Here is a 21,433-nt window from a genome sequence, read left to right as displayed (position 1 = left end):
GAGGTTGTACGGCCATGAATTCCCGCCAGCGCCGTGGCGTCCTGCTTCTTCTGCTGTCCGTCCTGTGCGCCCTGGGCGCCTTCGCCGGTGTCCTCTCGGTGATCGGTGACGTCAACTCCAAGGTCGGACCCGAGGTGAAGGCGTACCAGGTCAGGAAGGACGTGGCGCCCTACACCCCGCTGAACGCCGGGCAGTTCGAAGAGATCTCGATGCCCGAGCGCTGGCTCTCGGACAACGCCGTCACCGACCTCGCCCAGATCGAGGGCAAGATCGCCGTCACCACCCTCCAGGCCGGCTCCCTGCTCCAGTCCGACATGATCGTCAAACGTCCGGCGCTCCAGCCCGGCCAGCAGGAGATCGCCATCATGATCGACGCCGCCACGGGGGTCGCCGGCAAGATCACCGCGGGCGCCACCGTCAACATCTACGCCACCTTCGACGGCGAGAAGGGCGGGCAGCCCGCCCAGTCCAAGATGATCGTCGCCAACGCCCGCGTCCTGGACGTCGGCAAGCTCACCCCCATCGGCGACGCCGAGAACCGGGGCAGCCGCGCCACCGAGGCCGTCCCGATCACCTTCGCGCTCTCCACCCTCGACACCCAGCGCGTCGCCTACGCCGAGTCCTTCGCCCAGCACGTACGCCTCGCCCTCGTCGCACCCGGCGGCGAACCCACCGTCGACCCGCGCGACCGCACCTACACGCTCGACAAGGACAAGTGAGGCCGGTCATGACCACCAGGATCCTGCCGGCCGTCGCCGACCCCGACGCGGCCCGGGCCGTCATCACGCTGCTCAGCCAGCTCCCCGACGCCGAACCCGCCGCCCCCGTCGCCGACTCCACCCACCTCGTCGACACCCTCGCCCGGCTGGCCGCCGAGTCCCTCGACGAGCTGCCCGAGGTCGTCGTCGTCCACGAGCGGATCGGCCCGGTCCCGGCCCTGGAACTGATCCGCGAGGTCGCGCTGCGCTTCCCCGCCGTCGGTGTCGTCCTCATCACCGCCGACGCCAGCCCCGTCCTCTTCTCGGCCGCCATGGACTCCGGCGCCCGCGGCCTGGTCACCCTCCCCCTCGGCTACGAGGAGCTCGCCAGCCGCGTCCAGGCCGCCGCCCAGTGGTCCGTCGGCGTCCGCCGGCACCTCGGCAGCGGCGCCGACGTCCTCACCGGACCCGGCGGCACCGTCGTCACCGTCAGCGGCGCCAAGGGCGGCGTCGGAACCACCGTCACCGCCGTCCAACTCGCCCTCGCCTCCCGGGCCTCCGGCCGGAACGTGGCCCTCGTCGACATGGACCTCCAGGGCGGCGACATCGCCTCGTACCTCGACGTCCAGTTCCGCCGCTCGGTCGCCGACCTCGCGGCCGTCGACGACATCTCGCCCCGCGTCCTCCAGGACGCCGTCTACACCCACGAGACGGGCATCGCCCTGCTCCTCGCCCCCGGCGAGGGCGAACGTGGCGAGGACGTCCCCGACCGCGCCGCCCGCAAGATCGTCGGCGCGCTGCGCTCCCGCTACGACGTCGTGGTCGTCGACTGCGGGACCCATCTGACCGGCGCGGGCGCCGTCGCCGTCGAGATGGCCGACGCGGCGCTCCTGGTCACCACCCCCGACGTGGTCGCGGTACGCGCCGCGAAGCGGACCGTACGGATGTGGGACCGGCTCCAGATCCGCAAGGCGGAGGAGAGCACCGTACTGGTGAACCGGTACACGCGCTCCACCGAGATCCAGCCCGCCCTCATCCAGAAGATCACCGGGACCCGGATGGCGGGCGTGGTGGTGCCCGCCAACTTCAAGGAGCTCCAGGGCGTCGTCGACGCGGGTCGGATGCACGAGCTCGACGCCCGGTCGAGCGTGAAGCAGGCCCTCTGGTCGCTCGCCGGCGAGCTGGGCCTCGTCGGCACACCGGGGGTCGCCTCACAGCGTGCATCGATCGGGCCGGGTTCGGGGAAGCAGCTCGCCCTCACGCGCGGGGACGACCGGGGATCGCTGGGGCTGCGCCGCCGCGGGAAAGGTCGCTGAGCCATGCCGGCGTACCGGGACGCGTCGATGCGCGACAAGGGGCAGGTGGCCGTCGAGTTCCTCGGGATGGTGCCGCTCATCCTGCTCACGCTCGTTCTGCTCTGGCAGTGCGTCCTGGTCGGCTACACCTTCACCCTCGCCGGCAACGCGGCCGACGAGGCGGTGCGCGCCGGGGCCGTCGACGGCGACTGCCAGGCGGCGGGGACGCGCCACCTGGACGGGGCGTGGGCCTCGGGCGCCTCGGTCTCCTGTGCCCCGTCCGGCTCCGGGGACATGGTGACCGCGACGGTACGGCTCAAGGTGCCCGTGCTCTTCCCCGGTGCGATCAGCTTCCCCTTCACCGTGACCGGTGAGGCCGGAGCCGTGAAGGAAGACGAGGGCCGGCCATGAGGAAGACACGCGACCGGGGCCAGGTGGCCGTCGAATACCTGGGGTTCCTCCCCATCCTGCTGCTCGTCGCCCTCGCCGGGATCCAGCTCGGACTCGCCGCGTACGCCGCCCAGCAGGCGGGCACCGGAGCACGCGCCGCCGCCCGGGCCGCCACCCACGACGACACGACGCTCGCCCCCGGGGCGGCGGGCAGGGCGGCGATGAGCGACTGGATCGCCGAACGCGCGGGAGTCGACGTCGACGCCGGCGGCGACGAGGCCGTCGCGACCGTCACCGTACGGATCCCGTCCGTCGTCCCCTTCTGGGACTTCGGCGAGGTCCGCAAGAGCGCCACCCTGCCGCTGCCCGAGGAGGACGAGTCATGAGCCTGCGGGCCCGCATCAGCGCCCCCGAGGAGAACGGCCCCGGAGGCCGCGAGGACGGTCATCTCGTCGCGTCCTTCCGCGCCAAGCTCCTGGAGGAGATCGACCTCACCGAGATGTCGGCCCTCGCCGCCGCCGAGCGACGGGCCCGCCTCGAACGCGTCCTCGGGCACATCATCAGCCGCGAGGGCCCCGTCCTCTCCACCGTCGAACGCGCCCAGCTCATCCGCCGCGTCGTCGACGAGGCGCTCGGCCTCGGCGTCCTCGAACCCCTCCTCGAAGACGCCTCCATCACCGAGATCATGGTCAACGGACCCGACCAGATCTTCATCGAGCGGGCCGGCCGGGTCGAACTGCTGCCGCTCCGCTTCGCCTCCCACGAGCAGCTGATGCAGACCATCGAACGCATCGTGTCCACCGTCAACCGACGCGTCGACGAGTCCAATCCGATGGTCGACGCCCGGCTGCCGTCCGGCGAGCGCGTCAACGTGATCATCCCCCCGCTCTCCCTCACCGGGGCCACCCTGACCATCCGCCGCTTCCCCCGCGCGTACACCCTGCGCGAGATGATCGGCCTCGGCTCGCTCGACGAACAGATGCTGTTCCTGCTCGCGGGACTCGTCCAGGCGAAGTTCAACGTGATCGTGTCCGGCGCGACCGGCACGGGAAAGACCACCCTCCTCAACGCGCTCTCCGGACTGATCCCCGAGGGCGAACGGGTCATCACCATCGAGGACTCCGCCGAACTCCAGCTCCAGCAGTCCCACGTCATCCGCCTCGAAAGCAGGCCCCCGAACATCGAGGGCCGCGGCCAGGTCACCATCCGCGACCTCGTCCGCAACTCCCTGCGGATGCGCCCCGACCGCATCATCGTCGGCGAGGTCCGCGGCGGCGAGACCCTCGACATGCTCCAGGCGATGTCCACCGGACACGACGGCTCGCTCGCCACCGTCCACGCCAACTCGGCCGAGGACGCCCTGATGCGGCTCCAGACGCTGGCCTCGATGTCCGAGGTCAAGGTTCCCTTCGAGGCGCTCCGCGACCAGATCAACAGCGCCGTCGACGTCCTCGTCCAGCTGACCCGGCACGCCGACGGCACCCGCCGCATCACCGAGATAGCCATCCTGGCCTCGAACGGCCGCGAACGCTTCACCCTCGCCACCGTCTGCCGCTTCCGCGCCCAGCCGCTCGCGGCCGACGGACGGGTGTACGGCGCGTACGAGTACCACCCGCTGCCGCGACGCGTCGCCGACCGGCTGTACCTGGCGGGCCAGCCGATCCCGCAGGCCTTCGGCGTCGCCGCGTCCGACGCGCAGCTCGCGACCCGAGAAGCGAAGTAGGAGGGGACGGAGATGAACCCACTCACCTGGCTGGTGACCGGCGTCGCGCTGCTCTGCTGCGTCCTCGCCGTGCTCGGCATCCACCTGTACGCGAGCGGCGCCGCCCAGCGCGCAGCCCTGGTCGCCCGGCTCACCCAGACCGGCGAACCGGAGGGAGGCGGCCGCCGCAGGCGCCGCTTCCGGGGCATCGACCGACGCGTCCGCCGGACCGCTTTCGGCCGGAAGCTGGAACTGCGGATCTCCGCCACCGGCCTCGACCTGACACCCGGCGAGTTCGTCGTCGCCATGTCCGTGACCGTGGCCGCCCTGTGGATCGCGGGACAGTCCGTGCTCTCCCCGTTCTTCGGTCCCATCTGCGGCTTCCTCGGCGTGTGGGTCGCCATGGGCTTCCTCAACTGGCAGCGGCAGAAGCGCATCGAGAAGTTCATCAACCAGCTGCCGGAGCTGTCGCGGATCCTCGCCAACGCCACCCAGGCGGGGCTCGCCCTGCGGATGGCGCTCAGCATGGCCGCCGACGAACTGGAAGCGCCCGCGGGCGACGAACTGGAGAAGGTCGCCCAGCAGCTCGCGGTCGGCACCTCCGTCGACGACGCCCTCGGTGAACTCGCCGAACGCCTCCCCTCCCGCGAACTCGTCGTCCTCGTCACCACCCTCGTCCTCGCCAACAAGGCCGGCGGCACGGTCGTCGCCTCGCTGCGCAACCTCACCGAGACGCTGGAGGAGCGCAAGGAGACCCGGCGGGAGGTCCGTACCCAGCTGTCGCAGGTCAGCATGACGGCGTACGCGGTCCCGGTCATCGGCATCGGCTCGCTGCTGCTCATCGACAACATGCAGCCCGGCGCCCTGGACCGGATGACCGGCTCCGGCCTCGGCCAGTTCGCAGTCGTCGCCGCCTTCGCGCTGTACGTCGTCGGCTTCGTCGTCATCCGCCGCTTCTCGAAGATCGACGTCTGAGGGGCTGGACATGGACCTTCTGCTCGCCCTGGCCGCCGCCCTCTCGGTCGCCGGGATCTTCTACGGCATCCGCCTCTACCGCGCGGACGCCAAACTCCCCGGCGACCTCCAGCTCGCCCTGGAAGTCGGCTCCACCCGTACCGGAGCGGTCGACTCCGTCGTGGACCGGCTGGGAATGCGCTACTCGGCCGCCGTACTGCGCGCGATGGGCCCGAAGCGGGTCAACGCCGTACGGCGCAGGATCGACCTGGCGGGCAACCCCGGCGGCCTGACCATAGACAGATACGGAGCCCGGCGCGCGGTCTACGGATTCCTGGGGGGCCTCGGCGGCCTGGTGATGCTCTCCAACGGCGATGTCCTGGTCGCCCTCCTGCTCTTCGCCTTCGCCGTCTTCTGGACCGAGGTCGGCATCTGGTCCGCGATCCGCATCCGCAAGGACCAGATCGAGCGGACACTGCCGGACTTCCTCGACGTACTGGCGGTGGTGGTGTCGGCCGGGCTCGGATTCCGGCAGGCGCTCGACCGGGTGGCCGACAAGTACGAAGGCCCCTGGGCGGACGAACTTCGCATCACCCTGCGCCAGATGGACATGGGCGTCAGCCGCCGGCAGGCCTTCGACGAGCTGCGGCGCCGCAACGACTCCGAGCAGGTCGCCCAGTTCGTCACGGCGCTCCAGCAGGGCGAGGAGCTCGGCGCGCCGATCGTCGACACGCTCATCCAGATCGCCAACGACATGCGACGTACGGACGCCCAGAACGCCCGGCGGAAGGCGGCGAAGGCGGTCCCCAAGGCGACGATGGTGATCACGACGCTGATGGTCCCCGCGACGATGATCCTGCTGGGCGCGGGGCTCTTCCTGGGGACGGGCACGAACTTCGGCTCGATCACGGGGGAGTGAGAGCCGTGTCGGTACCCGTGGCCGTGTCGGTCTCGATCGAGGTGAACGCCCTCCAGGCGATGTGCCGCCAGGTCTTCGGCTTCCGGCTGGCGATGATCGCCCTGGCGAGCCCGACGGCCCTGATGGGAGCGGCACCCGGTGTGGCGGCCTGGCTGGTGGGAGCGGCCGTGCTGGTCACCTTCATGGGCTCGTACGTGATGTTCCGGGACTGGGAACGGTTCGGCCCGCTGCTCCTCCGGCACCCCGCGCTGCTCGCCGCGGACACCCTCTTCGGCTCGCTGCTCCTGGTCACGGCGGGCCCGCAGAGCACGCTCGGATACGTCAGCGTCTGCACCCCGCTGCTCGCGGGCCTCGCCTACAGCTGGCGCGGGGCGGCCTTCTTCGCCTGCCTCCAGTCGCTGATCCTGCTGGCGGTCCACGCCGCGGAGGTGGGCGAGGTGGGCGGTGTGGGGGACGCGGCGCTGCTCCCCGGCCTGTGCGTGATCACGGGCGCGCTGGGCGTCACCCTCCGGAACCTACTGCTCCGCTTCGGCGCCGCGACCCGGGCCCTGACGGAGGCCCGCACGCGCCTGGCCGCCGCCCAGGCGGTGGAGGAGGAACGGGCCAGGCTCGCCCGCGACATGCACGACTCGGTGGCCAAGACCCTGCACGGGCTCGCGCTGGCGGCGGACGGCCTGGCGGAGGCGCCGGACCAGCGACAGCAGGCGCTCGTCGTGGCGCGCTCGGCACGGAGGGCGGCGGCGGAGTCGCGCGAGCTGCTGGCGGACCTGCGGAGACAGTCGTACGGCTTGGGGGAGCAGATCGACCTCTCGTCGGAACTGTCGCTCCGCGTGCGGGACTTCGCCCGCCGCTCGGGCATCGAGACCCACTACAAGGGGGTCGCCCCGGGGTCGGTGCCACCCGTTCCGTACGCGGTGGCACGGCAGCTCTTGACGATCGCCTCGGAGGCGATGGAGAACGCGGGCCGCCATGCGGCGCCCACCCGCGTGGACGTCTCGGCCGGTGTCGTCGCGGGCCTGCTCCGGATCAGCGTGTGCGACGACGGCCGCGGCCTGCCGCCGGGCACGACCCTGGACGACCTGCGCAGGACGGGCCACTTCGGCCTGGTCGGCATGGTGGAGAGGGCGGCCGGGGTGGGGGCGCGCATCAGGATCGGCAGGGGAAGCGTGGTCCGCGGCACGGAGGTCCGCCTGGAACTCCCGGTCGAGGGGGTCGCGCGATGACGGTCACGGTGCTCGTCGCGGACGACAACCCGGTGGTACGGGCGGGCCTGCGGACCCTGCTGGACACCGACGCGGCCTTCCGGGTCGTCGCGGAGGCCCCCGACGGCCGCACGGCGGTGACCCTGGCGGAGTACCACCGCCCGGACGTGGTCCTGCTGGACGTCCGCATGCCGGTGATCGACGGCTTGACGGCCCTCCCGCACCTGGCCCGCCTGGCACCGGTGCTGATGCTGACGTACAGCGGGGAGCACGAGATCGTCAGGGAGGCGCTGAGACTGGGCGCGGGCGGCTATCTGGTCCACGGCGAGTTCACCCCGGAGGCACTCCGAACAGCGGTCCACGACGTCTCGGCGGGCAGGGCCCACTTCACCCCGACGGCGGCGAACGCGGTGCTGGGGGTGGTGCGAGGTGCGACTGCACACGGTGGGACGCGGCCAAGTGTCTCGACTTCATTGAGATCTGACGCAAGCCCTTCGCAGGTGCAACGGAATGTGGCACGGTATGGACTGAGCGTGAGGGAGGGGGAGGTGATGGACCTGATCGCGTCGGGCCTCAGCAATCGACAGATCGCGGACACCTGCTTCATCAGCGAGAAGACGGTCAAGAACCACATCAACCGCATCTTCGCCAAGCTCCACGCGAGGACCCGCAGCGAGGCGATAGCGGGGTGGCTGGGCACGCGGGGCACGCCGGGCGCGCGGGGCACGCTCGGCGCGCTCGGCACGCTCGGCACGGGGAGGACCTCGTGATGTGGGCCCGGGTTTGGGCCCACGGGCCCTGTGGGGAGGAGGGGGTGGGGGCGTACCGTGCGCGGGCCGAGATCGGCATCGGCACGGGGACGTTCGAATCCGGAGGGGACCACGATGAGCGACGTCATGCTGAGGGCCGTGACGAAGGCGAAGGTACGCTTCGGCGGCTGGATCCGCGGAAGGTCGGAGGACCGGGGGCAGACGGCGGTCGAGTACCTGGGGATCATCGTGGTGGTGGTGGCGATCGTGATCGCGATCTCGGGCACGAGTATCGGCCAGGACATCAAGAACGCGATCAGCACGAAGATCGCCAGTCTCACCGGCGGTGGCGGAGGCGAGTGACTGGTCGTCGCCCTGACGACCGTGGGCAGGCCTTTCCCGTCTACATCACGGTGGTGGCAGGCCTGCTCCTCCTTGCGTTCGCATACTTCGCGGTGGGACAAGCCGCTGCGACCCGGAACGGGGCCCAAACTGCGGCTGACGCTGCCGCACTGGCCGCGGCACAGGATGCACGGGAGCAACTCAGAGATGGATGGCTGAAGGTCATCCTCGATCCCACGCAATGGGATGACTTCCTTACCGGGCAGGACTACGGCGAGCTTGCCGCGTGTCAGCGGGCGGCCTCGTTCGCGGCGAAGAACGACGCGGAGCTCTGGGGTGAGGGATGTCGCCGTCTACCCCTGGGCGAAGAGGGATTTCGTGTGGACGTCCGCACGCTGAGCACCGTCGGGGGTTCGGTGATCCCCGGCACGGATGAGCAGCATGCATTCGCGTCGGCGACAGCCGTGATCGAACCACGCTGCACCTTCGACGCTCCTGAGCCGGAGCCCACACCGACGGAGCCGGCTGAACCGGACCCTGGCGAGACCGAGGAAGAGAAGCCCAAGCCGATCCTCGGTCTTTCGTGCGACGGTGAGGCCTGGGATATCGATCCGGACCGGCCGAGCCTTCCGGGCGTTGCCGATCTCTTCATTGTCCGACTGGCTGATTGACAAGCAGAGGAATTCCGACTCATGAGCGTTCGGTGCGCGACGAAGCCGCGTAGAGGGATGGTCGCGATCGTCATCGCGGCCGGACTGGCCCTTGGCGTCGGCGGCTGTGGCAGCGACGAAGCGCCGTCGCAAGCGAAGCCTTCCGCGTCCCAGTCCTCGAAGGCACCTGAAGGCGGCGAAGGGGTTCAGACTCAGGAGCCCACCGAAGTCCTGGCCGTCCTCAAGGGACAAGAGGGGCTGGAGTTCACTGTCGAGTCGGCGAAGCGTGACGTCGGAGGGTTTCTGACCGTCAGTGGAAAGCTGGCCAACACCTCTGACGCGACTCGGATCATCCCGGCTCAGCTCGCGGGTGACGAGACGGAGATCGTCAAGCACGGTACTTCGCTGGGTGGCGCGACCCTCGTCGATTCGCTGGGGAAGAAGCGCTACTACGTCCTGCGAGACACAGACGGCAGGCCACTGACCACGACCGGTCTGTCGAACCTCGGAGCAGGCCGTTCCACGAACGTCTTCATGCAGTTCCCCGCCCCGCCAGCCAACACCGCCGAGGTGACGCTCCAGCTGCCCACCTTCCGCCCCGGCACCATCAAACTCTCCTGAGGCCGCCATGACGACATCGAGCCGCATCGCCGTCCTCACCGCAGTCCTCCTCCTCGCCACCGCCACCCCCGCCCTCGCCGACGATCCCCCCAACTCCACCTCCAGCGGCTCCCCGCCGCCCGCGATCGACGCGAACTCGCCCGAGCTCATGCTTCCCGACGGCGCCACCCTCGCCCCCGCCAAGATCCTCGACATCAAGCAGGTCGTCGAAGAGGAAGGCGGCGAGCAGCGTCGCGAGGACACCAACGTCGACGTCACCTTCGCCCTCCAGGCCGAGGTCCTCTTCGGCAAGGACAGCGCCAAGCTCGGCCCCGCCGCGACCGCCCGGATCGCCGCCATCGCCGTGGAGATCAACAAGCAGAACTCCAGCAAGGTCCGCGTCTTCGGCTTCACCGACAACCTCGGCACGTACGAGCACGGCCTCAAGCTCTCCAAGCAGCGCGCGGACGCCGTGCAGCAGGAGCTGGCGAAGAACCTCGACCCGGGGAAGACCTTCGACATCCGCGGGTACAGCGAGGACTACCCCATCGCCGACAACAGCACGGAGGAGGGCCGCACCAAGAACCGCCGCGTGGAGATCTCCTTCCCGCGGACGACGGGCGGCTGAGACCGCGTGCGGGGAGGGGCCACCGCTCACCCCGCCGCCGCACACGTCACCCCAGGTACCCCAACGCCGTTCGGATCGTTGTGATCATGTGGGTCGGGTGGTGGAAGACGTCCGTTGCCGTGAAGCGGAGGACTCTGTGGATCGCCGGGCAGTCGGTGAGTTCATTGAAGCGGTGGATGTCGCGGGCGTGGGCCTGGCGCGTGCCGTGGAAGGCGTAGCCCTCGATCTCGATGGCCAGGCCCGCCTCCCGGAAGAGGAAGTCCGGGCGGAGGGTGCGGCCCGAGCGGGAGCGGAGGAGGGGTTGGCAATCGGGGTGGAGGCCGGCGTCGTGCATGTGGAGACGGGCGATCGTCTCCGCCGGGGAGCCCGAGGCCGCGTTCGTCAGAGGGAGCCAGCGGCGGGCCCGGGGCGCCCCTGGGTGGCGTGCGGTCAGTTCGGCCACGAGGGCCTCGTGGTGGACGATCGGCTCACGCCGCATCCCCCGGACCGTACGGCGCGACAGCGCCGAGTCCGCCGCGACCACCGCCCCCTCGCGCGTGCCGCAGCTCCGCATCAGGTCGCCGACCGTCCGCGCCGGGCTCGTCACCCGCAGGCCCGCCCGGACGCACAAGTCCCCTTCGGTGAGGCCGCCCGTCCTGTGGACCCGCAGGTCCGGCCGGGCGGATGCGCCGCCGCCCCCTCGGCTCGCCGTGAATTCCAGTACCTTCCCCACTTCCCGCGTCGCGTCCAGAACCTCCACCCGGTGCAGCACCGCCGCCGTGCCGTGGCTGCACACCAGCTCCGGACGCAGCAGCTGGACCGCCCTCGCCCTGACCTTCCAATCCACCTCCTTCCCCGGGACCGCCCACGCGCCCCGACAGATCCGCTGCCACCCCTCATGGCGCAGTCGCCTCCCCAGTCGGCCGCTCCCCGGCCAGCCCGCCGCGTACGCCCACGCGGTCAGGAGCACCCCGCCGCGGGCCAGTCTCGCCAAGTCGTGCATGGCTCCAACGATCCACGGACGCCCGACAGTTCGCACCCCCTGTGGATAACTCCCGCCCTCATGCCCCATCCTGGTCGAAACGGGCACCAGGACTCCTCCGGAGTGGACTGCTGATGACGACGACGCCGAGCGTGCAACTGGTCAGCGACCTCGTGAACCACATCCCCGAATTCCGGGACACCTTCGACGCCCATGTCTTCAACCAGGGCGGTGTGCTGCCCCACGTCTTCTTCTGGGACGTCGTCCAGGACACCGTGCGCTCCTTCCTCGGAGAGGCCCCGGGCACGGCCGACTGGCGCCGCACCCTCGACTTCCTGGAGGAGCAGAGCGGGCGCGGGGTCCTCGGCATCGACGAGGTGATCGTCACCTCGTTCCTCAACGACCTGCCCTACCCCGACGAGCCCGGCCACGCCATCGTCCTCCAGCTCGGTCCCGTCATGGCCGCGCGCTTCGGGCGGATCCGGCCCGGGGGATGAGAAGGGGAGGGGTGGTGTCAGCCCCCCTCTCCGTCCTGCCGACGGGCCCCGCACGTGCTGCCGACATAATCGAGCGCATGTCCCCAGACCGACCCCGTCCCCCCGAATCCCTCGCCGCCGCCCTCGGCGGCTACGCCGCCACCCGCGTCATCGGCCTCGCGGTCCTCGCCGTCGCCGCCGCCGTGGTCGGCAAGGACGGGCTGCACCGGCTGACGGGTCGCTGGGACGCCGTCTGGTACGTCCGCATCGCGGAGAACGGATACGGCTACCAGGTCACCCTCCCCAACGGGAGCGTCCACTCCGACCTCGCCTTCTTCCCCCTCTTCCCCGCCCTCGAACGGGCCCTGTCCACCGTCCTGCCCGTCGACGCCGCCACCGCCGGACTGCTCGTCTCCTGGGCCGCCTCGCTCGCCGCCGCCTGGGGGATCTACGCCGTCGGCAGCCATGCGGCGGGCCGGCAGGCCGGTGTCGTCCTCGCCGTCCTCTGGGGCGTCTACCCGACCGCGTTCGTGCAGTCGATGGCGTACACGGAGACGCTCTTCACCGCCCTCGCCGCCTGGTCGATTTTTGCCGTGCTGCGCGACCGCTGGATCCTGGCCGGTGCGCTCTGCGTGCTCGCCGGGCTGACCCGGCCGACCGCCGCCGCGCTCATCGCCGCCCTCGGGATCACCGCGATCGTCACCGTCGTCCGCGAACGGAAGCTGACGGCTGGGGGCATCTCCCGGGCCGCCAGGCCCAGGGGGAGCATGGCGGCCGGCGTGCTGATCGCCCCCCTGGGCTGGCTCGCGTACATCGTCTACGTCGGGGTGCGGCAGGGCAGCCCCACCGCCTACTTCGACGTCCAGGCCGCCTGGGGCAACTCCATCGACGGCGGGGTGGCGCTCGCCCGCTTCATCTGGGGGCTGCCGCCGCTCGCCGCCCTCGGGCTCTGCGCGGCGCTCGGTCTGCTCGGATGGCTGGTGGTCCTGTGCGTACGGCAGAAGCAGCCGCTGCCGCTGCTCGTGTACACGATCGCCGTCGTGGTCGTCTCGCTCGTCGGCGCCGCGTACTTCGGCTCCCGGCCGCGGCTGATGATGCCCGCGTTCGGTCTGCTGCTGCCGGCCGCGGTGGCGCTCGTACGGCTCCGGGTACGCAACCGGATCCTCGTCCTCGCCGGGCTCGCGCTCGCGTCGGGTGCGTACGGAGCCTTCACTCTCCTCGGCTCGGGACCACCGTGACCCGTACGCCCGGCCGCACACCCCAGTCCGCCATCGCGCCGCCCTCCGCCTCCAGCACGTGCCGGCCACGCGGCCGGATCATGCCGAGCCGCCCCGGCGTCATCGTGACCACGTCCAGGACGGTGAACGAACGGTCCAGGTAGGCCACGTCGATCGCGAAGCGCATACCGAAGGTATGCACGCTGTTCGTCGGGGTGATGAGCAGGGCACCCCCGATCCCGTCCCTGCCGAGCAGGCCTCGGCGCCGCGCCCGGTAGGACGCCGCGATCTCCAGCGGGAGCGAGTCACGCCCCACGAGCAGACTCCCCGCTCCGTCACGCCATTTCCCCGGTCTCCCCATAGGGGAGACGGTAGCGGCCCGGCTGGGTAGGGTGCCGCGCGTGTACGCCATGCTGATCGTCGTCGCCGCCCTGTGGGGCGCCGCAGCCGGACTGCTCGTGCCGCGCGCCGCGTACCGGCTGTCGGTCGAGCCGGAGGAGCGGTGGCGGGACAGCTGCCAGGCGGGGCACGCCCTGGTCGGCCCCGCGCGCGGCTGGCTCGGCGGCCCGGACTGCGCCGCCTGCGCGGACGTTACGCCCGGCGCCCGTACGGTCCGTACGGCAAGCGCGGAGCGTACGGTGCACCCCGGCCCCCAGCCCTCGGCGCCGCGCCTCGCCTCCCCCCTTACGCCCTCCCTCCTCACCGCCCTCGCCTGCGCCGCCCTCGCCGCCGTCACCGGCCCCCGCCCCGAACTGGCCGTCTGGCTCCTCTACGCGCCCTTCGCCGTACTCCTCTCGACCGTCGACGTCCGCGTCCACCGACTGCCCGACCAGCTCACGCTCCCGCTCGCCGCCGCCACACCCCTGCTCCTCCTCGGCGTCGAACTCCTGCCGTACGAGGCCGGCTCCTGGCTCCACGCGCTGCTCGGCGGAGTCGCCCTGGGCGGCGGCTACCAGGTGCTGCACCTGATCCACCCGAACGGCATGGGCTTCGGCGACGTCAAGCTCGCCCTCTCGCTCGGCTCCGCCCTCGGCTGGTACGGCTGGGGCATCCTCTTCGTCGGAGCCTTCTCGGGGTTCCTGCTCGGCTCGCTGTACGGGCTCGGCCTCGTCCTCGCGCGGCGCGGGAGCCGCAAGTCGGCGATCCCCTTCGGGCCGTTCATGATCGGCGGCGCGCTGTTCGGCGTGCTCATGGGAGCGTTCGTCGCGACGCCCTAGCATCCGCATATATGTGGACAAAGACCGGCGATACGCCGGACCTGCCAGGTGATTCGTCCGAACCGACAGTCAAGGCCCCACCTGTCTCCGACCGGCCCGCCGCCCCCTCGCTCCGCAAGTCGTCCCTCCTGCCCTGGGCCTGGGCCGTCGGCCTGTGTCTCCTGTACGCGACCGTCGCCCTGCGCCGCCACTTCCTCCTGCGCACCACCGGCTACGACCTCGGCATCTTCGAGCAGGCCGTGCGCGCCTACTCCGAAGTCCGCGCCCCGGTCGTCCCGTTGCGCGGCGAGGACTTCAACCTCCTCGGCGACCACTTCCACCCCCTCCTCGCCGTCCTCGCGCCGCTCTACCGGATCTGGCCCTCCGCGACGTGTCTGCTCGTCGCCCAGTCAGCCCTGCTCGCCCTCGCCGTCGTGCCGCTCGCGCGCTGGGCCCAGCGGGTGCTCGGCACCTGGGCCGCCCATGCGGTCGCCGCCGGATACGGGCTGAGCTGGGGCATCGCCTCCGCCGCCGCCTTCGACTTCCACGAGGTCGCCTTCGCCGTACCCCTGCTGGCGTTCTCCCTCGAAGCGCTCGGCCGACAGCGCTGGGGCGTCGCGGTCGCCTGGGCCGTACCGCTGCTGTTCGTCAAGGAGGACCTCGGGCTCACCGTGGCCGCCATCGGCGTGTACGTCGCCGTCAAGGGCCTGCGCCGGCTCGGCGCCGTGACCGCGGTGGGCGGGCTGCTCGGCTCGGTCCTCGCGGTCAAGGTGCTGCTGCCCGCCGTGAACCCCGCCGGGGAGTACTTCTACGGCGGCAACCTGCCCGACACCGACGGCTCCCTGCTCGCCACCCTCGCCCTGCTGCCGATCGACGCGCTGCAGCCCGAGGTCAAGGCGGTGACCCTGGTCCTGATCTTCGCCCCGTCCGCGCTGCTCGCCCTGCGTTCACCGCTCGCGCTGATCGCCGTCCCGACGCTCGCCTGGCGGATGCTCTCCGAGAACAGCTCCCACTGGGGCACGGCGTACCACTACAGCGCGATCCTGATGCCGGTCGTCTTCGCCGCTCTCATCGACGCGCTGTCCGTGTGGCGCCGTGAGCCGTATCCGCTCCGGGTCCGTCAGCTGCGGGCCTCGCTCCTCACCGTCCTCGCGGTGACGGTGGTCCTGCTGCCGTCCTTCCCGCTCGCGCAGGTGGCGGCGGTGGCGACCTGGCGCGCCGACCCGCACGTCGAGACCGCCCGCGCGCTGCTGGCGCGGATCCCCGACGGGGCGACCGTGGCGGCCTCCAACCGGCTGGTGCCGCAGCTCACGTCGCGCTGCTCGGTCGTGATCTTCCCGACGTACCCCGTGGAGGAGAAGGCGCCGAAGTCCCCCTTGAGCTTCCTTCCGCAGCCCACCGCGGAGTGGATCGTCCACGACCGGGAGGCGCCGGAGGGCTGGCTGTTCCGGCAGGGGCAGTGGCCGTACCGGCTCGACGTACAGGAGTCGGAGCTGAGGCTGGCGCGTCAGGTGTACGGGTACGAGCTGGTGGCGGAGGGGGACGGGGTGACGCTCCTGCGCCGTCGGGTATGACGCCGCGGCTCGGGTGGCTCCAGTGGGCGGGGACGCGCACCCCGCCCCCCGCCTCACGCGCGCGTGCCACCGGCCCCCGCCTCACGCGCGCGTGCTGCACGTCCTCGCGACAACCGCGCGTGCCACCCGCCCCCGCCTCACGCGCGCGTGCCACCGCCCCCGCCTCACGCGCGCATGCCACCGGCCCCCGCCTCAGGCGCGCGTGCTGCATGTCCTCGCGTCACGCGCGCGTGCCACCCGCCCTCGCCTCCCGCTCGCCCCCGCCTCACCCTCACGCGCGCGTGACCCTCACGCGTGCGGCCCCACCTCCACCGGGCCCACCGTCAGTTCCGCCGTGCCCTCCAGGACCGCCCCGACCCGGGCGGTCTGTGCCTCCAGCTCGCGCAGTCGCGTCGCGCTCAGCCGCTTCAGTGGCTCCACCGTCACCGCGATCCGCTTTCCGGAGCGCCGCTGGTGCCACACCCCGGCGACGACCCCGTCCACCAGGAGCACCGGGTAGTTCCCTGCCTGCCCGCCCGCCAGTGCCCGCTCGTACGCCTTCCCCGGGAAGAGGCGTTCCCTCGGCTGCGAGGCGATCGAGAACGCGTCGAAGTACGGCAGCAGCCGCACCCCGTCCGCGGGCGCGTCCGGGAACTCCGTGTCCCCGGCGACGACCCACGCCGGCTCATCCTCGAAGGAGACCTCCTCGATCCTTCCCTCCCCGGCCATCGCGGCGAACAGCTCGCCCGCCCAGCCGGCCGGCGCCGCCAGCCACCGCGCGAAGTGCTTCGGGGTCGCGGGGCCGTACGCGTACAGATAGCGCTCCACCAGCGCGCGCAGCGCCTTCGGGCCCTCCATGGGGCGTGCCCCGGGGTTCGTGTACGTGACCTTCCGGCCCCGGTCCGCCCCGAAGGCGAGGACCCCGCGCCAGCCGGCCAGATGGGTCACCTGGCGCCAGCGGGGCCACTTGTCCTGGAAGGCCTCCATCACCCGGTCGCCCGCCCAGGGCCCCGTGCGCGCCACGATCGCGTCCGTCAGCTCGTCCACGGTCAGCTCCGTGCCCGTCAGCGCGTCCCCGATCGCCGCGATGACCTCCTCGGTCTGCGCCTCCGTCAACCGCAGCCCCTCGGGCAACGCGCGCGTCCACGGGACCGCGGAGAGCGCCCCCGTCCACAGCGCCAGGTCGCCGGCCGGCAGCAGGTGCACGGTGCCGCGCGGGCCGTACGTCTTGACCAGCGTGCGGTCCTCCCTCAGCGCCGCACGCACCTCCGCCCGCGTCGCCTCCGCCGTACGCAGCGCCAGGGACAGCTCGGCGGCCGAGAGGACCTGGGCATGCGCCCCGAGCATCGCGGCGGCCACGGCCGCCGGCGGGGCGTCGGTCGGTTCGTCCAGGAACTGCCGGTGGATCCTTCGGGCATCTGCCTGGGCCCAGCCGACCTGTGGTGGGGTAGTGGTCATGGTTCGACGGTAGGGCCGGAATAGGTCGGAGCCTGTCCGCCTTGACCGAACAGTCGGGACGAATCGAGGAGTTGGCGATGGCCAAGGGGAAGACCACGTACGGCTGCGGGCTCGACGCGGCCGTCGACGTCGTCGGCGGCAAGTGGAAGCCGCTGATCCTGTGGGCGCTGCACGCACACGGCGCGACGCGTCTGGGGGAGCTCAGGCGGCAGCTCACCGGTGTCAGCGAGAAGGTGCTGATCCAGCAGCTGCGCGAGCTGGAGGCGGACGGAGTCGTCCATCGGGAGATCTACCCGGAGGTCCCGCCCCGGGTGGAGTACTCCCTGACGGAATTCGGCGAGGCGCTGAACACGGCGCTGCTGCCGCTGGGGGAGTGGGGCGAGCGCTTCATGACCGAGATCCTCGCCCGTAAGGCGGAGCAGGCCGCCTGAGCCGGCTCCGGCCGCCCGAGCCGTGTCCGGCCGTCTGACCTGTGCCGGAGGTGCCCGCCGTCAACCGGGGGCCTCTTCCCAGGGGTCCCTCTTGGGAGGTACGGGACCCGCCGCCACGCCGGGGCGCAAACCCGCCAACGGGCCTCACGACCCTTGTCCCGCCTGGTCTCCGGCAATTCCGGGAGAATCCATCCGTGCCGCTTGGCACGCAGCACGGCCCATGAAGGGTTATGGTGGAAACCCCCCCTCGGGCCGGTCCGTATCCCCCCCACGGACCGGCCCGTTTTTCGTTCCCAGGACCCGGGACCCAGGGCGGGGACCCAGGGCCGGGACCCAAGGGCCGGGACCCAGGACCCGGGACCCAAGGCCGGGACTCAGGACCAGGAGCCAGGCCCCTCCCCGGACGCCAAGCCCTCCGGACCCTGACGCGGTCAGTTCCGTCCGGCCCAGATGTTGGTGCCCTCGGTGTCCACGGCGAAGGAGTCGATCTCCTTCAGCTCCTCCTCCGTCAGCGGCGGCCCGGCCAGCGCGGCCACGTTCTCCTCCAGCTGCGCGACGCTGGACGCGCCGATCAGCGCGGAGGTCATCCGCTCGTCGCGCAGCACCCACGACAGCGCCAGCTGCGCCAGCGACTGCCCGCGGTGCTCGGCGATGGCGGCCAGGCCGTGCAACCGCCGCAGCACCTCGTCGGAGAGCAGGTTCGGGTCGAGGGACTTGCCCTGCGTGGCCCGCGAACCCTCCGGGATGCCCTTCAGGTACTTGTTGGTGAGCAGCCCCTGCGCCAGCGGCACGAAGGAGATGCAGCCCATGCCGGCCGCCTCCAGCGTGTCCAGGAGGGCGTCCTCCTCGGTCCAGCGGTTGATCATCGAGTACGACGGCTGGTGGATGAGCGCCGGGACACCCATCTCCTTGAGGATCCGCGCGGCCTCGGCGGTCTGCTCGCTGTTGTAGGAGGAGACACCCACGTACAGCGCCTTGCCCTGCTGGACGGCGGAGGCGAGCGCCCCCATCGTCTCCTCCAGCGGGGTGTGCGGGTCGAAGCGGTGCGAGTAGAAGATGTCGACGTAGTCGAGGCCCATCCGCTTCAGCGAGGCGTCGAGCGAGGACATCAGGTACTTGCGGGAGCCCCACTCGCCGTACGGGCCGGGGTGCATCAGATAGCCGGCCTTCGTCGAGACGATCAGCTCGTCCCGGTAGGACGCGAAGTCCTGGGCGAAGATCTTGCCGAAGTTCAGCTCGGCCGAGCCGGGCGGCGGACCGTAGTTGTTCGCCAGGTCGAAGTGGGTCACACCGAGATCGAAGGCGCGGCGCAGGATCGCGCGCTGCGAGTCGAGCGCGCGGTCGTCGCCGAAGTTGTGCCACAGGCCGAGGGAGACGGCGGGCAGCTTGAGCCCGCTGCGTCCGGTGCGGCGGTACTCCATGTGCTCGTAGCGGTCCGCGGAGGCGCGGTACAGGGAGGAATCAGTCACGTATCTCTGCTTATCACGGACTTGTGACAGTCCCGGGCTGGGTGCCTTTGACCCGTGCGCAGTAATGTGGCGGCTTCGGGGACCGCCGCGGCATGGAGGGGTTAAGAACAGTGAACCTGCGCGACCTGGTGTACGGGCTCTACGCACGCCGGGTGGAAGGCCGCCTCGACCATGCCCAGGTGCCCAAGCACATCGGCGTGATCCTCGACGGCAACCGGCGCTGGGCCAAGGCCTCCGGAGGTACCCCCGAGCAGGGTCACAAGGCCGGCGCCGACAAGATCCAGGAGCTGCTCGGCTGGTGTGCCGAGACCGACGTCGAGGTCGTGACGCTCTGGATGCTCTCCACGGACAACCTGAACCGGCCCGAGGCCCAGCTCGTCCCGCTGCTCGCGATCATCGAGGACGCGGTGCGCGCCCTGGCCTCCGACGGCCGCTGGCGGGTGCACCACGTGGGCACGCTCGACCTGCTGCCCGCCCGCACCCAGTCCGTACTGAAGGAAGCCGAGCAGTCCACCCACGACAACACGGGGATACTCGTCAACGTCGCCGTGGGCTACGGCGGCCGCCAGGAGATCGCGGACGCGGTCCGCTCGCTGCTCCTGGAGCACGCGGACAAGGGGACGAGCTTCGAGGAGCTCGCGGAGATCGTCGACGTCGAGCACATCTCCGAGCACCTCTACACGCGCGGTCAGCCCGACCCGGACCTGGTGATCCGTACGAGTGGTGAACAGCGTCTGTCCGGATTCATGCTGTGGCAGAGCGCCCACTCGGAGTACTACTTCTGCGAGGTCCACTGGCCGGCCTTCCGCAAGGTCGACTTCCTGCGCGCGCTGCGCGACTACGCGGCCCGGCACCGCCGCTACGGCACCTGACGGAAGCCGGCGGACACGGCACCGACAGAGGCCGGGAGTCCGCCGCGGGGCGGGTCACCTGACGTTCATGAACACGTCGTCATATGCCATGGCATGGCGGCGGGTGTTCGAGGGCATACCCCTTCCAGAGTGAGCGGCACGGAGACCGCCACCCGGGAGGCCCGTTGCACCAGGACGACCGTGCAGGACATGTACGGACGGAGCGGAGGGCCGGAGCTCGGCCCGCGCATCGTGGCCAGAGCCCGGTCCCATCCCGCAGCGACACCGCTTCCGTCGCGCCCCGACCTCACAAGGGTCGTCAAAGGGGGTCTGTCCTTCCGTGGTGACCAGCACTAAGCGCCGCTTGTCCGACAGGCGCACCTATGTTCTCGACACCAGCGTCCTGCTGGCCGACCCCAACGCCGTGTCCCGCTTCGACGAGCACGAGGTCGTGCTCCCGATCGTCGTGGTCACCGAGTTGGAGGCCAAGCGGCACCACCCCGAGCTCGGCTACTTCGCCCGGGCGGCCCTGCGCCTCCTGGACGACTTCCGGGTCAGGTACGGGCGCCTGGACTCCCCGCTCCCCATCGGGGACCTGGGAGGCACCCTGCGTGTCGAGCTGAACCATTCCGACCCCGGCGTGCTCCCGGCCGGCTACCGGTTGGGGGACAACGACTCACGGATCCTCGCGGTCGCGCGGAACCTCCAGGCCGAGGGGTACGACGTCACGGTCGTCTCCAAGGACCTGCCGCTGCGCATCAAGGCGTCCTCGGTCGGTCTCCTCGCGGAGGAGTACCGCGCGGAGCTCGCCATCACGGACTCCGGTTGGACCGGAATGTCCGAACTGGCCCTCTCCGCCGACCAGGTGGACATCCTCTACGACCAGGACACGCTGTACGTCCCGGAGGCCGCCGAGCTGCCGGTGCACACGGGTCTGGTCCTGCAGTCCGAGCGGGGCAAGGCGCTCGGCCGGATCACGGCGGAGGGCAACGTCCGGCTGGTGCGGGGCGACCGCGAGGCGTTCGGCATCCGCGGCCGCAGCGCCGAGCAGCGGATCGCGCTCGATCTGCTCCTCGACCCGGACGTCGGCATCATCTCGATGGGCGGCCGGGCCGGCACGGGCAAGTCCGCGCTGGCGCTCTGCGCGGGCCTGGAGGCGGTCCTGGAGCGCCGGCAGCACCAGAAGGTGATGGTGTTCCGTCCGCTGTACGCGGTCGGCGGCCAGGAGCTCGGCTATCTGCCGGGCAGCGAGGCCGAGAAGATGAGCCCCTGGGCGCAGGCGGTCTTCGACACGCTCTCGGCGGTGGCGAGCCGTGAGGTCATCGAGGAGGTGCTGGGCCGCGGGATGCTGGAAGTTCTGCCGCTCACCCACATCCGGGGTCGCTCCCTCCACGACGCGTTCGTCATCGTGGACGAGGCCCAGTCCCTGGAGCGGAACGTCCTGCTGACCGTTCTGTCCCGTATTGGGGCGAACTCCCGTGTAGTGCTGACCCATGACGTCGCGCAGCGCGACAACCTCCGGGTCGGCCGGTACGACGGAGTGGTCGCCGTGGTCGAGAAGCTGAAGGGTCATCCGCTCTTCGCCCACGTGACGCTGACCCGCTCCGAGCGCTCGCAGATTGCCGCGCTCGTGACCGAGATGCTGGAGGACGGCCAGATCTGACCCGTTTCGCACCGTCCCGTACCCGTACG

Annotated in this window: 24 protein-coding genes; 20 read left to right on the top strand and 4 right to left on the bottom strand. The window is 71.3% G+C overall.

Going from position 1 to position 21,433, the window contains the following annotated elements; all coding sequences use genetic code 11:
• Window positions 1–14 precede the first annotated feature (14 nt).
• The 13 genes from cpaB to ACFVZW_RS11255 all read left to right on the top strand — a co-directional run bounded on the left by cpaB (window position 15) and on the right by ACFVZW_RS11255 (window position 10,129).
• On the top strand, window positions 15–719 hold the full coding sequence (cpaB, locus tag ACFVZW_RS11315; RefSeq protein ID WP_384519677.1) for a Flp pilus assembly protein CpaB: 705 nt from the start codon (window positions 15–17) through the stop codon (window positions 717–719).
• A gap of 8 nt (window positions 720–727) precedes the next feature.
• On the top strand, window positions 728–2,014 hold the full coding sequence (locus tag ACFVZW_RS11310) for a CpaE family protein (protein WP_384519675.1): 1,287 nt from the start codon (window positions 728–730) through the stop codon (window positions 2,012–2,014).
• A 3-nt stretch (window positions 2,015–2,017) separates the two neighbouring features.
• The gene (locus tag ACFVZW_RS11305) at window positions 2,018–2,404 is read left to right on the top strand and encodes a TadE/TadG family type IV pilus assembly protein (RefSeq protein WP_384519674.1); all 387 of its coding nucleotides are present in this window, start codon (window positions 2,018–2,020) and stop codon (window positions 2,402–2,404) included.
• Window positions 2,401–2,769 (top strand): TadE family protein, encoded by a 369-nt coding sequence (locus ACFVZW_RS11300; RefSeq protein ID WP_384519673.1) that lies wholly within the window; start codon window positions 2,401–2,403, stop codon window positions 2,767–2,769. The genes ACFVZW_RS11305 and ACFVZW_RS11300 overlap by 4 nt, the downstream gene beginning before the upstream one ends.
• Complete coding sequence (locus ACFVZW_RS11295; RefSeq protein WP_384519671.1) at window positions 2,766–4,106, top strand: CpaF family protein; 1,341 nt, start codon at window positions 2,766–2,768, stop codon at window positions 4,104–4,106. The genes ACFVZW_RS11300 and ACFVZW_RS11295 overlap by 4 nt, the downstream gene beginning before the upstream one ends.
• 12 nt (window positions 4,107–4,118) lie before the next feature.
• On the top strand, window positions 4,119–5,060 hold the full coding sequence (locus tag ACFVZW_RS11290; RefSeq protein ID WP_384519669.1) for a type II secretion system F family protein: 942 nt from the start codon (window positions 4,119–4,121) through the stop codon (window positions 5,058–5,060).
• A gap of 10 nt (window positions 5,061–5,070) precedes the next feature.
• Window positions 5,071–5,958: a DUF5936 domain-containing protein gene (locus ACFVZW_RS11285; protein ID WP_384519668.1), complete on the top strand. Its 888-nt coding sequence runs from the start codon at window positions 5,071–5,073 to the stop codon at window positions 5,956–5,958.
• Between the two features lie 59 nt (window positions 5,959–6,017).
• Window positions 6,018–7,181, top strand: coding sequence for a sensor histidine kinase (locus tag ACFVZW_RS11280; RefSeq protein ID WP_384519831.1), 1,164 nt, complete (start codon window positions 6,018–6,020; stop codon window positions 7,179–7,181).
• Complete coding sequence (locus tag ACFVZW_RS11275; RefSeq protein WP_384519666.1) at window positions 7,178–7,930, top strand: response regulator; 753 nt, start codon at window positions 7,178–7,180, stop codon at window positions 7,928–7,930. Before ACFVZW_RS11280 ends, ACFVZW_RS11275 begins: the two co-directional genes overlap by 4 nt.
• A gap of 114 nt (window positions 7,931–8,044) precedes the next feature.
• Window positions 8,045–8,272 (top strand): Flp family type IVb pilin, encoded by a 228-nt coding sequence (locus ACFVZW_RS11270; RefSeq protein WP_384519664.1) that lies wholly within the window; start codon window positions 8,045–8,047, stop codon window positions 8,270–8,272.
• The gene (locus ACFVZW_RS11265; protein WP_384519662.1) at window positions 8,269–8,922 is read left to right on the top strand and encodes a pilus assembly protein TadG-related protein; all 654 of its coding nucleotides are present in this window, start codon (window positions 8,269–8,271) and stop codon (window positions 8,920–8,922) included. Before ACFVZW_RS11270 ends, ACFVZW_RS11265 begins: the two co-directional genes overlap by 4 nt.
• A gap of 57 nt (window positions 8,923–8,979) precedes the next feature.
• Complete coding sequence (locus ACFVZW_RS11260) at window positions 8,980–9,522, top strand: hypothetical protein (protein ID WP_384519661.1); 543 nt, start codon at window positions 8,980–8,982, stop codon at window positions 9,520–9,522.
• 7 nt (window positions 9,523–9,529) lie between these two features.
• Entirely contained in the window at window positions 9,530–10,129 is a 600-nt protein-coding gene (locus ACFVZW_RS11255; RefSeq protein ID WP_384519659.1) for an OmpA family protein, read from the top strand.
• A gap of 46 nt (window positions 10,130–10,175) precedes the next feature.
• Here ACFVZW_RS11255 and ACFVZW_RS11250 read toward each other — a convergent pair whose 3' ends face one another.
• The gene (locus ACFVZW_RS11250) at window positions 10,176–11,111 is read right to left on the bottom strand and encodes a hypothetical protein (RefSeq protein WP_384519658.1); all 936 of its coding nucleotides are present in this window, start codon (window positions 11,109–11,111) and stop codon (window positions 10,176–10,178) included.
• Between the two features lie 113 nt (window positions 11,112–11,224).
• Here ACFVZW_RS11250 and ACFVZW_RS11245 point away from each other — a divergent pair, with 113 nt between their 5' ends.
• Entirely contained in the window at window positions 11,225–11,587 is a 363-nt protein-coding gene (locus ACFVZW_RS11245; protein WP_384519656.1) for a hypothetical protein, read from the top strand.
• A 77-nt stretch (window positions 11,588–11,664) separates the two neighbouring features.
• Window positions 11,665–12,804 carry a hypothetical protein gene (locus ACFVZW_RS11240; RefSeq protein ID WP_384519655.1) on the top strand — a complete coding sequence of 380 codons (1,140 nt, stop codon included), beginning with the start codon at window positions 11,665–11,667 and terminating at the stop codon, window positions 12,802–12,804.
• Here ACFVZW_RS11240 and ACFVZW_RS11235 read toward each other — a convergent pair.
• A complete protein-coding gene (locus tag ACFVZW_RS11235) occupies window positions 12,776–13,144 on the bottom strand; it encodes a DUF192 domain-containing protein (protein ID WP_384519653.1) in 369 nt (122 codons plus the stop codon). The two genes, ACFVZW_RS11240 and ACFVZW_RS11235, sit on opposite strands and share 29 nt — an antisense overlap.
• A 40-nt stretch (window positions 13,145–13,184) precedes the next feature.
• Between ACFVZW_RS11235 and ACFVZW_RS11230 the strand changes: the two genes are divergently transcribed.
• Together ACFVZW_RS11230 and ACFVZW_RS11225 are read left to right on the top strand one after the other, a co-directional pair.
• Window positions 13,185–14,000, top strand: coding sequence for a prepilin peptidase (locus tag ACFVZW_RS11230; protein WP_384519651.1), 816 nt, complete (start codon window positions 13,185–13,187; stop codon window positions 13,998–14,000).
• Window positions 14,001–14,011: 11 nt separating this feature from the next.
• A complete protein-coding gene (locus ACFVZW_RS11225) occupies window positions 14,012–15,553 on the top strand; it encodes a DUF2079 domain-containing protein (RefSeq protein ID WP_384519650.1) in 1,542 nt (513 codons plus the stop codon).
• A gap of 288 nt (window positions 15,554–15,841) precedes the next feature.
• Here the strand turns inward: ACFVZW_RS11225 and ACFVZW_RS11220 are convergent, their stop codons facing one another.
• Window positions 15,842–16,990, bottom strand: coding sequence for a winged helix DNA-binding domain-containing protein (locus ACFVZW_RS11220; RefSeq protein WP_384519648.1), 1,149 nt, complete (start codon window positions 16,988–16,990; stop codon window positions 15,842–15,844).
• A gap of 77 nt (window positions 16,991–17,067) precedes the next feature.
• Here ACFVZW_RS11220 and ACFVZW_RS11215 point away from each other — a divergent pair, with 77 nt between their 5' ends.
• Complete coding sequence (locus ACFVZW_RS11215; protein WP_384519646.1) at window positions 17,068–17,421, top strand: winged helix-turn-helix transcriptional regulator; 354 nt, start codon at window positions 17,068–17,070, stop codon at window positions 17,419–17,421.
• A gap of 431 nt (window positions 17,422–17,852) precedes the next feature.
• On the opposite strand, the gene mgrA is transcribed toward ACFVZW_RS11215, so the two are convergent.
• Window positions 17,853–18,890 carry an L-glyceraldehyde 3-phosphate reductase gene (gene mgrA, locus ACFVZW_RS11210; protein ID WP_384519645.1) on the bottom strand — a complete coding sequence of 346 codons (1,038 nt, stop codon included), beginning with the start codon at window positions 18,888–18,890 and terminating at the stop codon, window positions 17,853–17,855.
• A gap of 110 nt (window positions 18,891–19,000) precedes the next feature.
• Here mgrA and ACFVZW_RS11205 point away from each other — a divergent pair, with 110 nt between their 5' ends.
• Together ACFVZW_RS11205 and ACFVZW_RS11200 are read left to right on the top strand one after the other, a co-directional pair.
• Window positions 19,001–19,762 carry an isoprenyl transferase gene (locus tag ACFVZW_RS11205; RefSeq protein ID WP_383559173.1) on the top strand — a complete coding sequence of 254 codons (762 nt, stop codon included), beginning with the start codon at window positions 19,001–19,003 and terminating at the stop codon, window positions 19,760–19,762.
• A gap of 319 nt (window positions 19,763–20,081) precedes the next feature.
• Window positions 20,082–21,404 (top strand): PhoH family protein, encoded by a 1,323-nt coding sequence (locus ACFVZW_RS11200; protein WP_376439674.1) that lies wholly within the window; start codon window positions 20,082–20,084, stop codon window positions 21,402–21,404.
• Window positions 21,405–21,433: the final 29 nt, after the last annotated feature.

The organism is Streptomyces sp. NPDC059567 (assembly GCF_042735655.1).
Classification (GTDB): Bacteria; Actinomycetota; Actinomycetes; order Streptomycetales; family Streptomycetaceae; genus Streptomyces.
Note: the sequence above shows the minus strand (reverse complement) of the source record. Positions and strands in the feature narration are given on the sequence as shown.

What these genes read in the sequence shown, in the direction of transcription:
- cpaB (WP_384519677.1), top strand. Translation starts at nt 15, where the DNA reads ATGAATTCCCGCCAGCGCCGTGGCGTCCTGCTTCTTCTGCTGTCCGTC.
- ACFVZW_RS11310 (WP_384519675.1), top strand. Translation starts at nt 728, where the DNA reads ATGACCACCAGGATCCTGCCGGCCGTCGCCGACCCCGACGCGGCCCGG.
- ACFVZW_RS11305 (WP_384519674.1), top strand. Translation starts at nt 2,018, where the DNA reads ATGCCGGCGTACCGGGACGCGTCGATGCGCGACAAGGGGCAGGTGGCC.
- ACFVZW_RS11300 (WP_384519673.1), top strand. Translation starts at nt 2,401, where the DNA reads ATGAGGAAGACACGCGACCGGGGCCAGGTGGCCGTCGAATACCTGGGG.
- ACFVZW_RS11295 (WP_384519671.1), top strand. Translation starts at nt 2,766, where the DNA reads ATGAGCCTGCGGGCCCGCATCAGCGCCCCCGAGGAGAACGGCCCCGGA.
- ACFVZW_RS11290 (WP_384519669.1), top strand. Translation starts at nt 4,119, where the DNA reads ATGAACCCACTCACCTGGCTGGTGACCGGCGTCGCGCTGCTCTGCTGC.
- ACFVZW_RS11285 (WP_384519668.1), top strand. Translation starts at nt 5,071, where the DNA reads ATGGACCTTCTGCTCGCCCTGGCCGCCGCCCTCTCGGTCGCCGGGATC.
- ACFVZW_RS11280 (WP_384519831.1), top strand. Translation starts at nt 6,018, where the DNA reads ATGTGCCGCCAGGTCTTCGGCTTCCGGCTGGCGATGATCGCCCTGGCG.
- ACFVZW_RS11275 (WP_384519666.1), top strand. Translation starts at nt 7,178, where the DNA reads ATGACGGTCACGGTGCTCGTCGCGGACGACAACCCGGTGGTACGGGCG.
- ACFVZW_RS11270 (WP_384519664.1), top strand. Translation starts at nt 8,045, where the DNA reads ATGAGCGACGTCATGCTGAGGGCCGTGACGAAGGCGAAGGTACGCTTC.
- ACFVZW_RS11260 (WP_384519661.1), top strand. Translation starts at nt 8,980, where the DNA reads ATGGTCGCGATCGTCATCGCGGCCGGACTGGCCCTTGGCGTCGGCGGC.
- ACFVZW_RS11255 (WP_384519659.1), top strand. Translation starts at nt 9,530, where the DNA reads ATGACGACATCGAGCCGCATCGCCGTCCTCACCGCAGTCCTCCTCCTC.
- ACFVZW_RS11250 (WP_384519658.1), bottom strand. Translation starts at nt 11,111, where the DNA reads ATGCACGACTTGGCGAGACTGGCCCGCGGCGGGGTGCTCCTGACCGCG.
- ACFVZW_RS11245 (WP_384519656.1), top strand. Translation starts at nt 11,225, where the DNA reads ATGACGACGACGCCGAGCGTGCAACTGGTCAGCGACCTCGTGAACCAC.
- ACFVZW_RS11240 (WP_384519655.1), top strand. Translation starts at nt 11,665, where the DNA reads ATGTCCCCAGACCGACCCCGTCCCCCCGAATCCCTCGCCGCCGCCCTC.
- ACFVZW_RS11235 (WP_384519653.1), bottom strand. Translation starts at nt 13,144, where the DNA reads ATGGGGAGACCGGGGAAATGGCGTGACGGAGCGGGGAGTCTGCTCGTG.
- ACFVZW_RS11225 (WP_384519650.1), top strand. Translation starts at nt 14,012, where the DNA reads ATGTGGACAAAGACCGGCGATACGCCGGACCTGCCAGGTGATTCGTCC.
- ACFVZW_RS11220 (WP_384519648.1), bottom strand. Translation starts at nt 16,990, where the DNA reads ATGACCACTACCCCACCACAGGTCGGCTGGGCCCAGGCAGATGCCCGA.
- ACFVZW_RS11215 (WP_384519646.1), top strand. Translation starts at nt 17,068, where the DNA reads ATGGCCAAGGGGAAGACCACGTACGGCTGCGGGCTCGACGCGGCCGTC.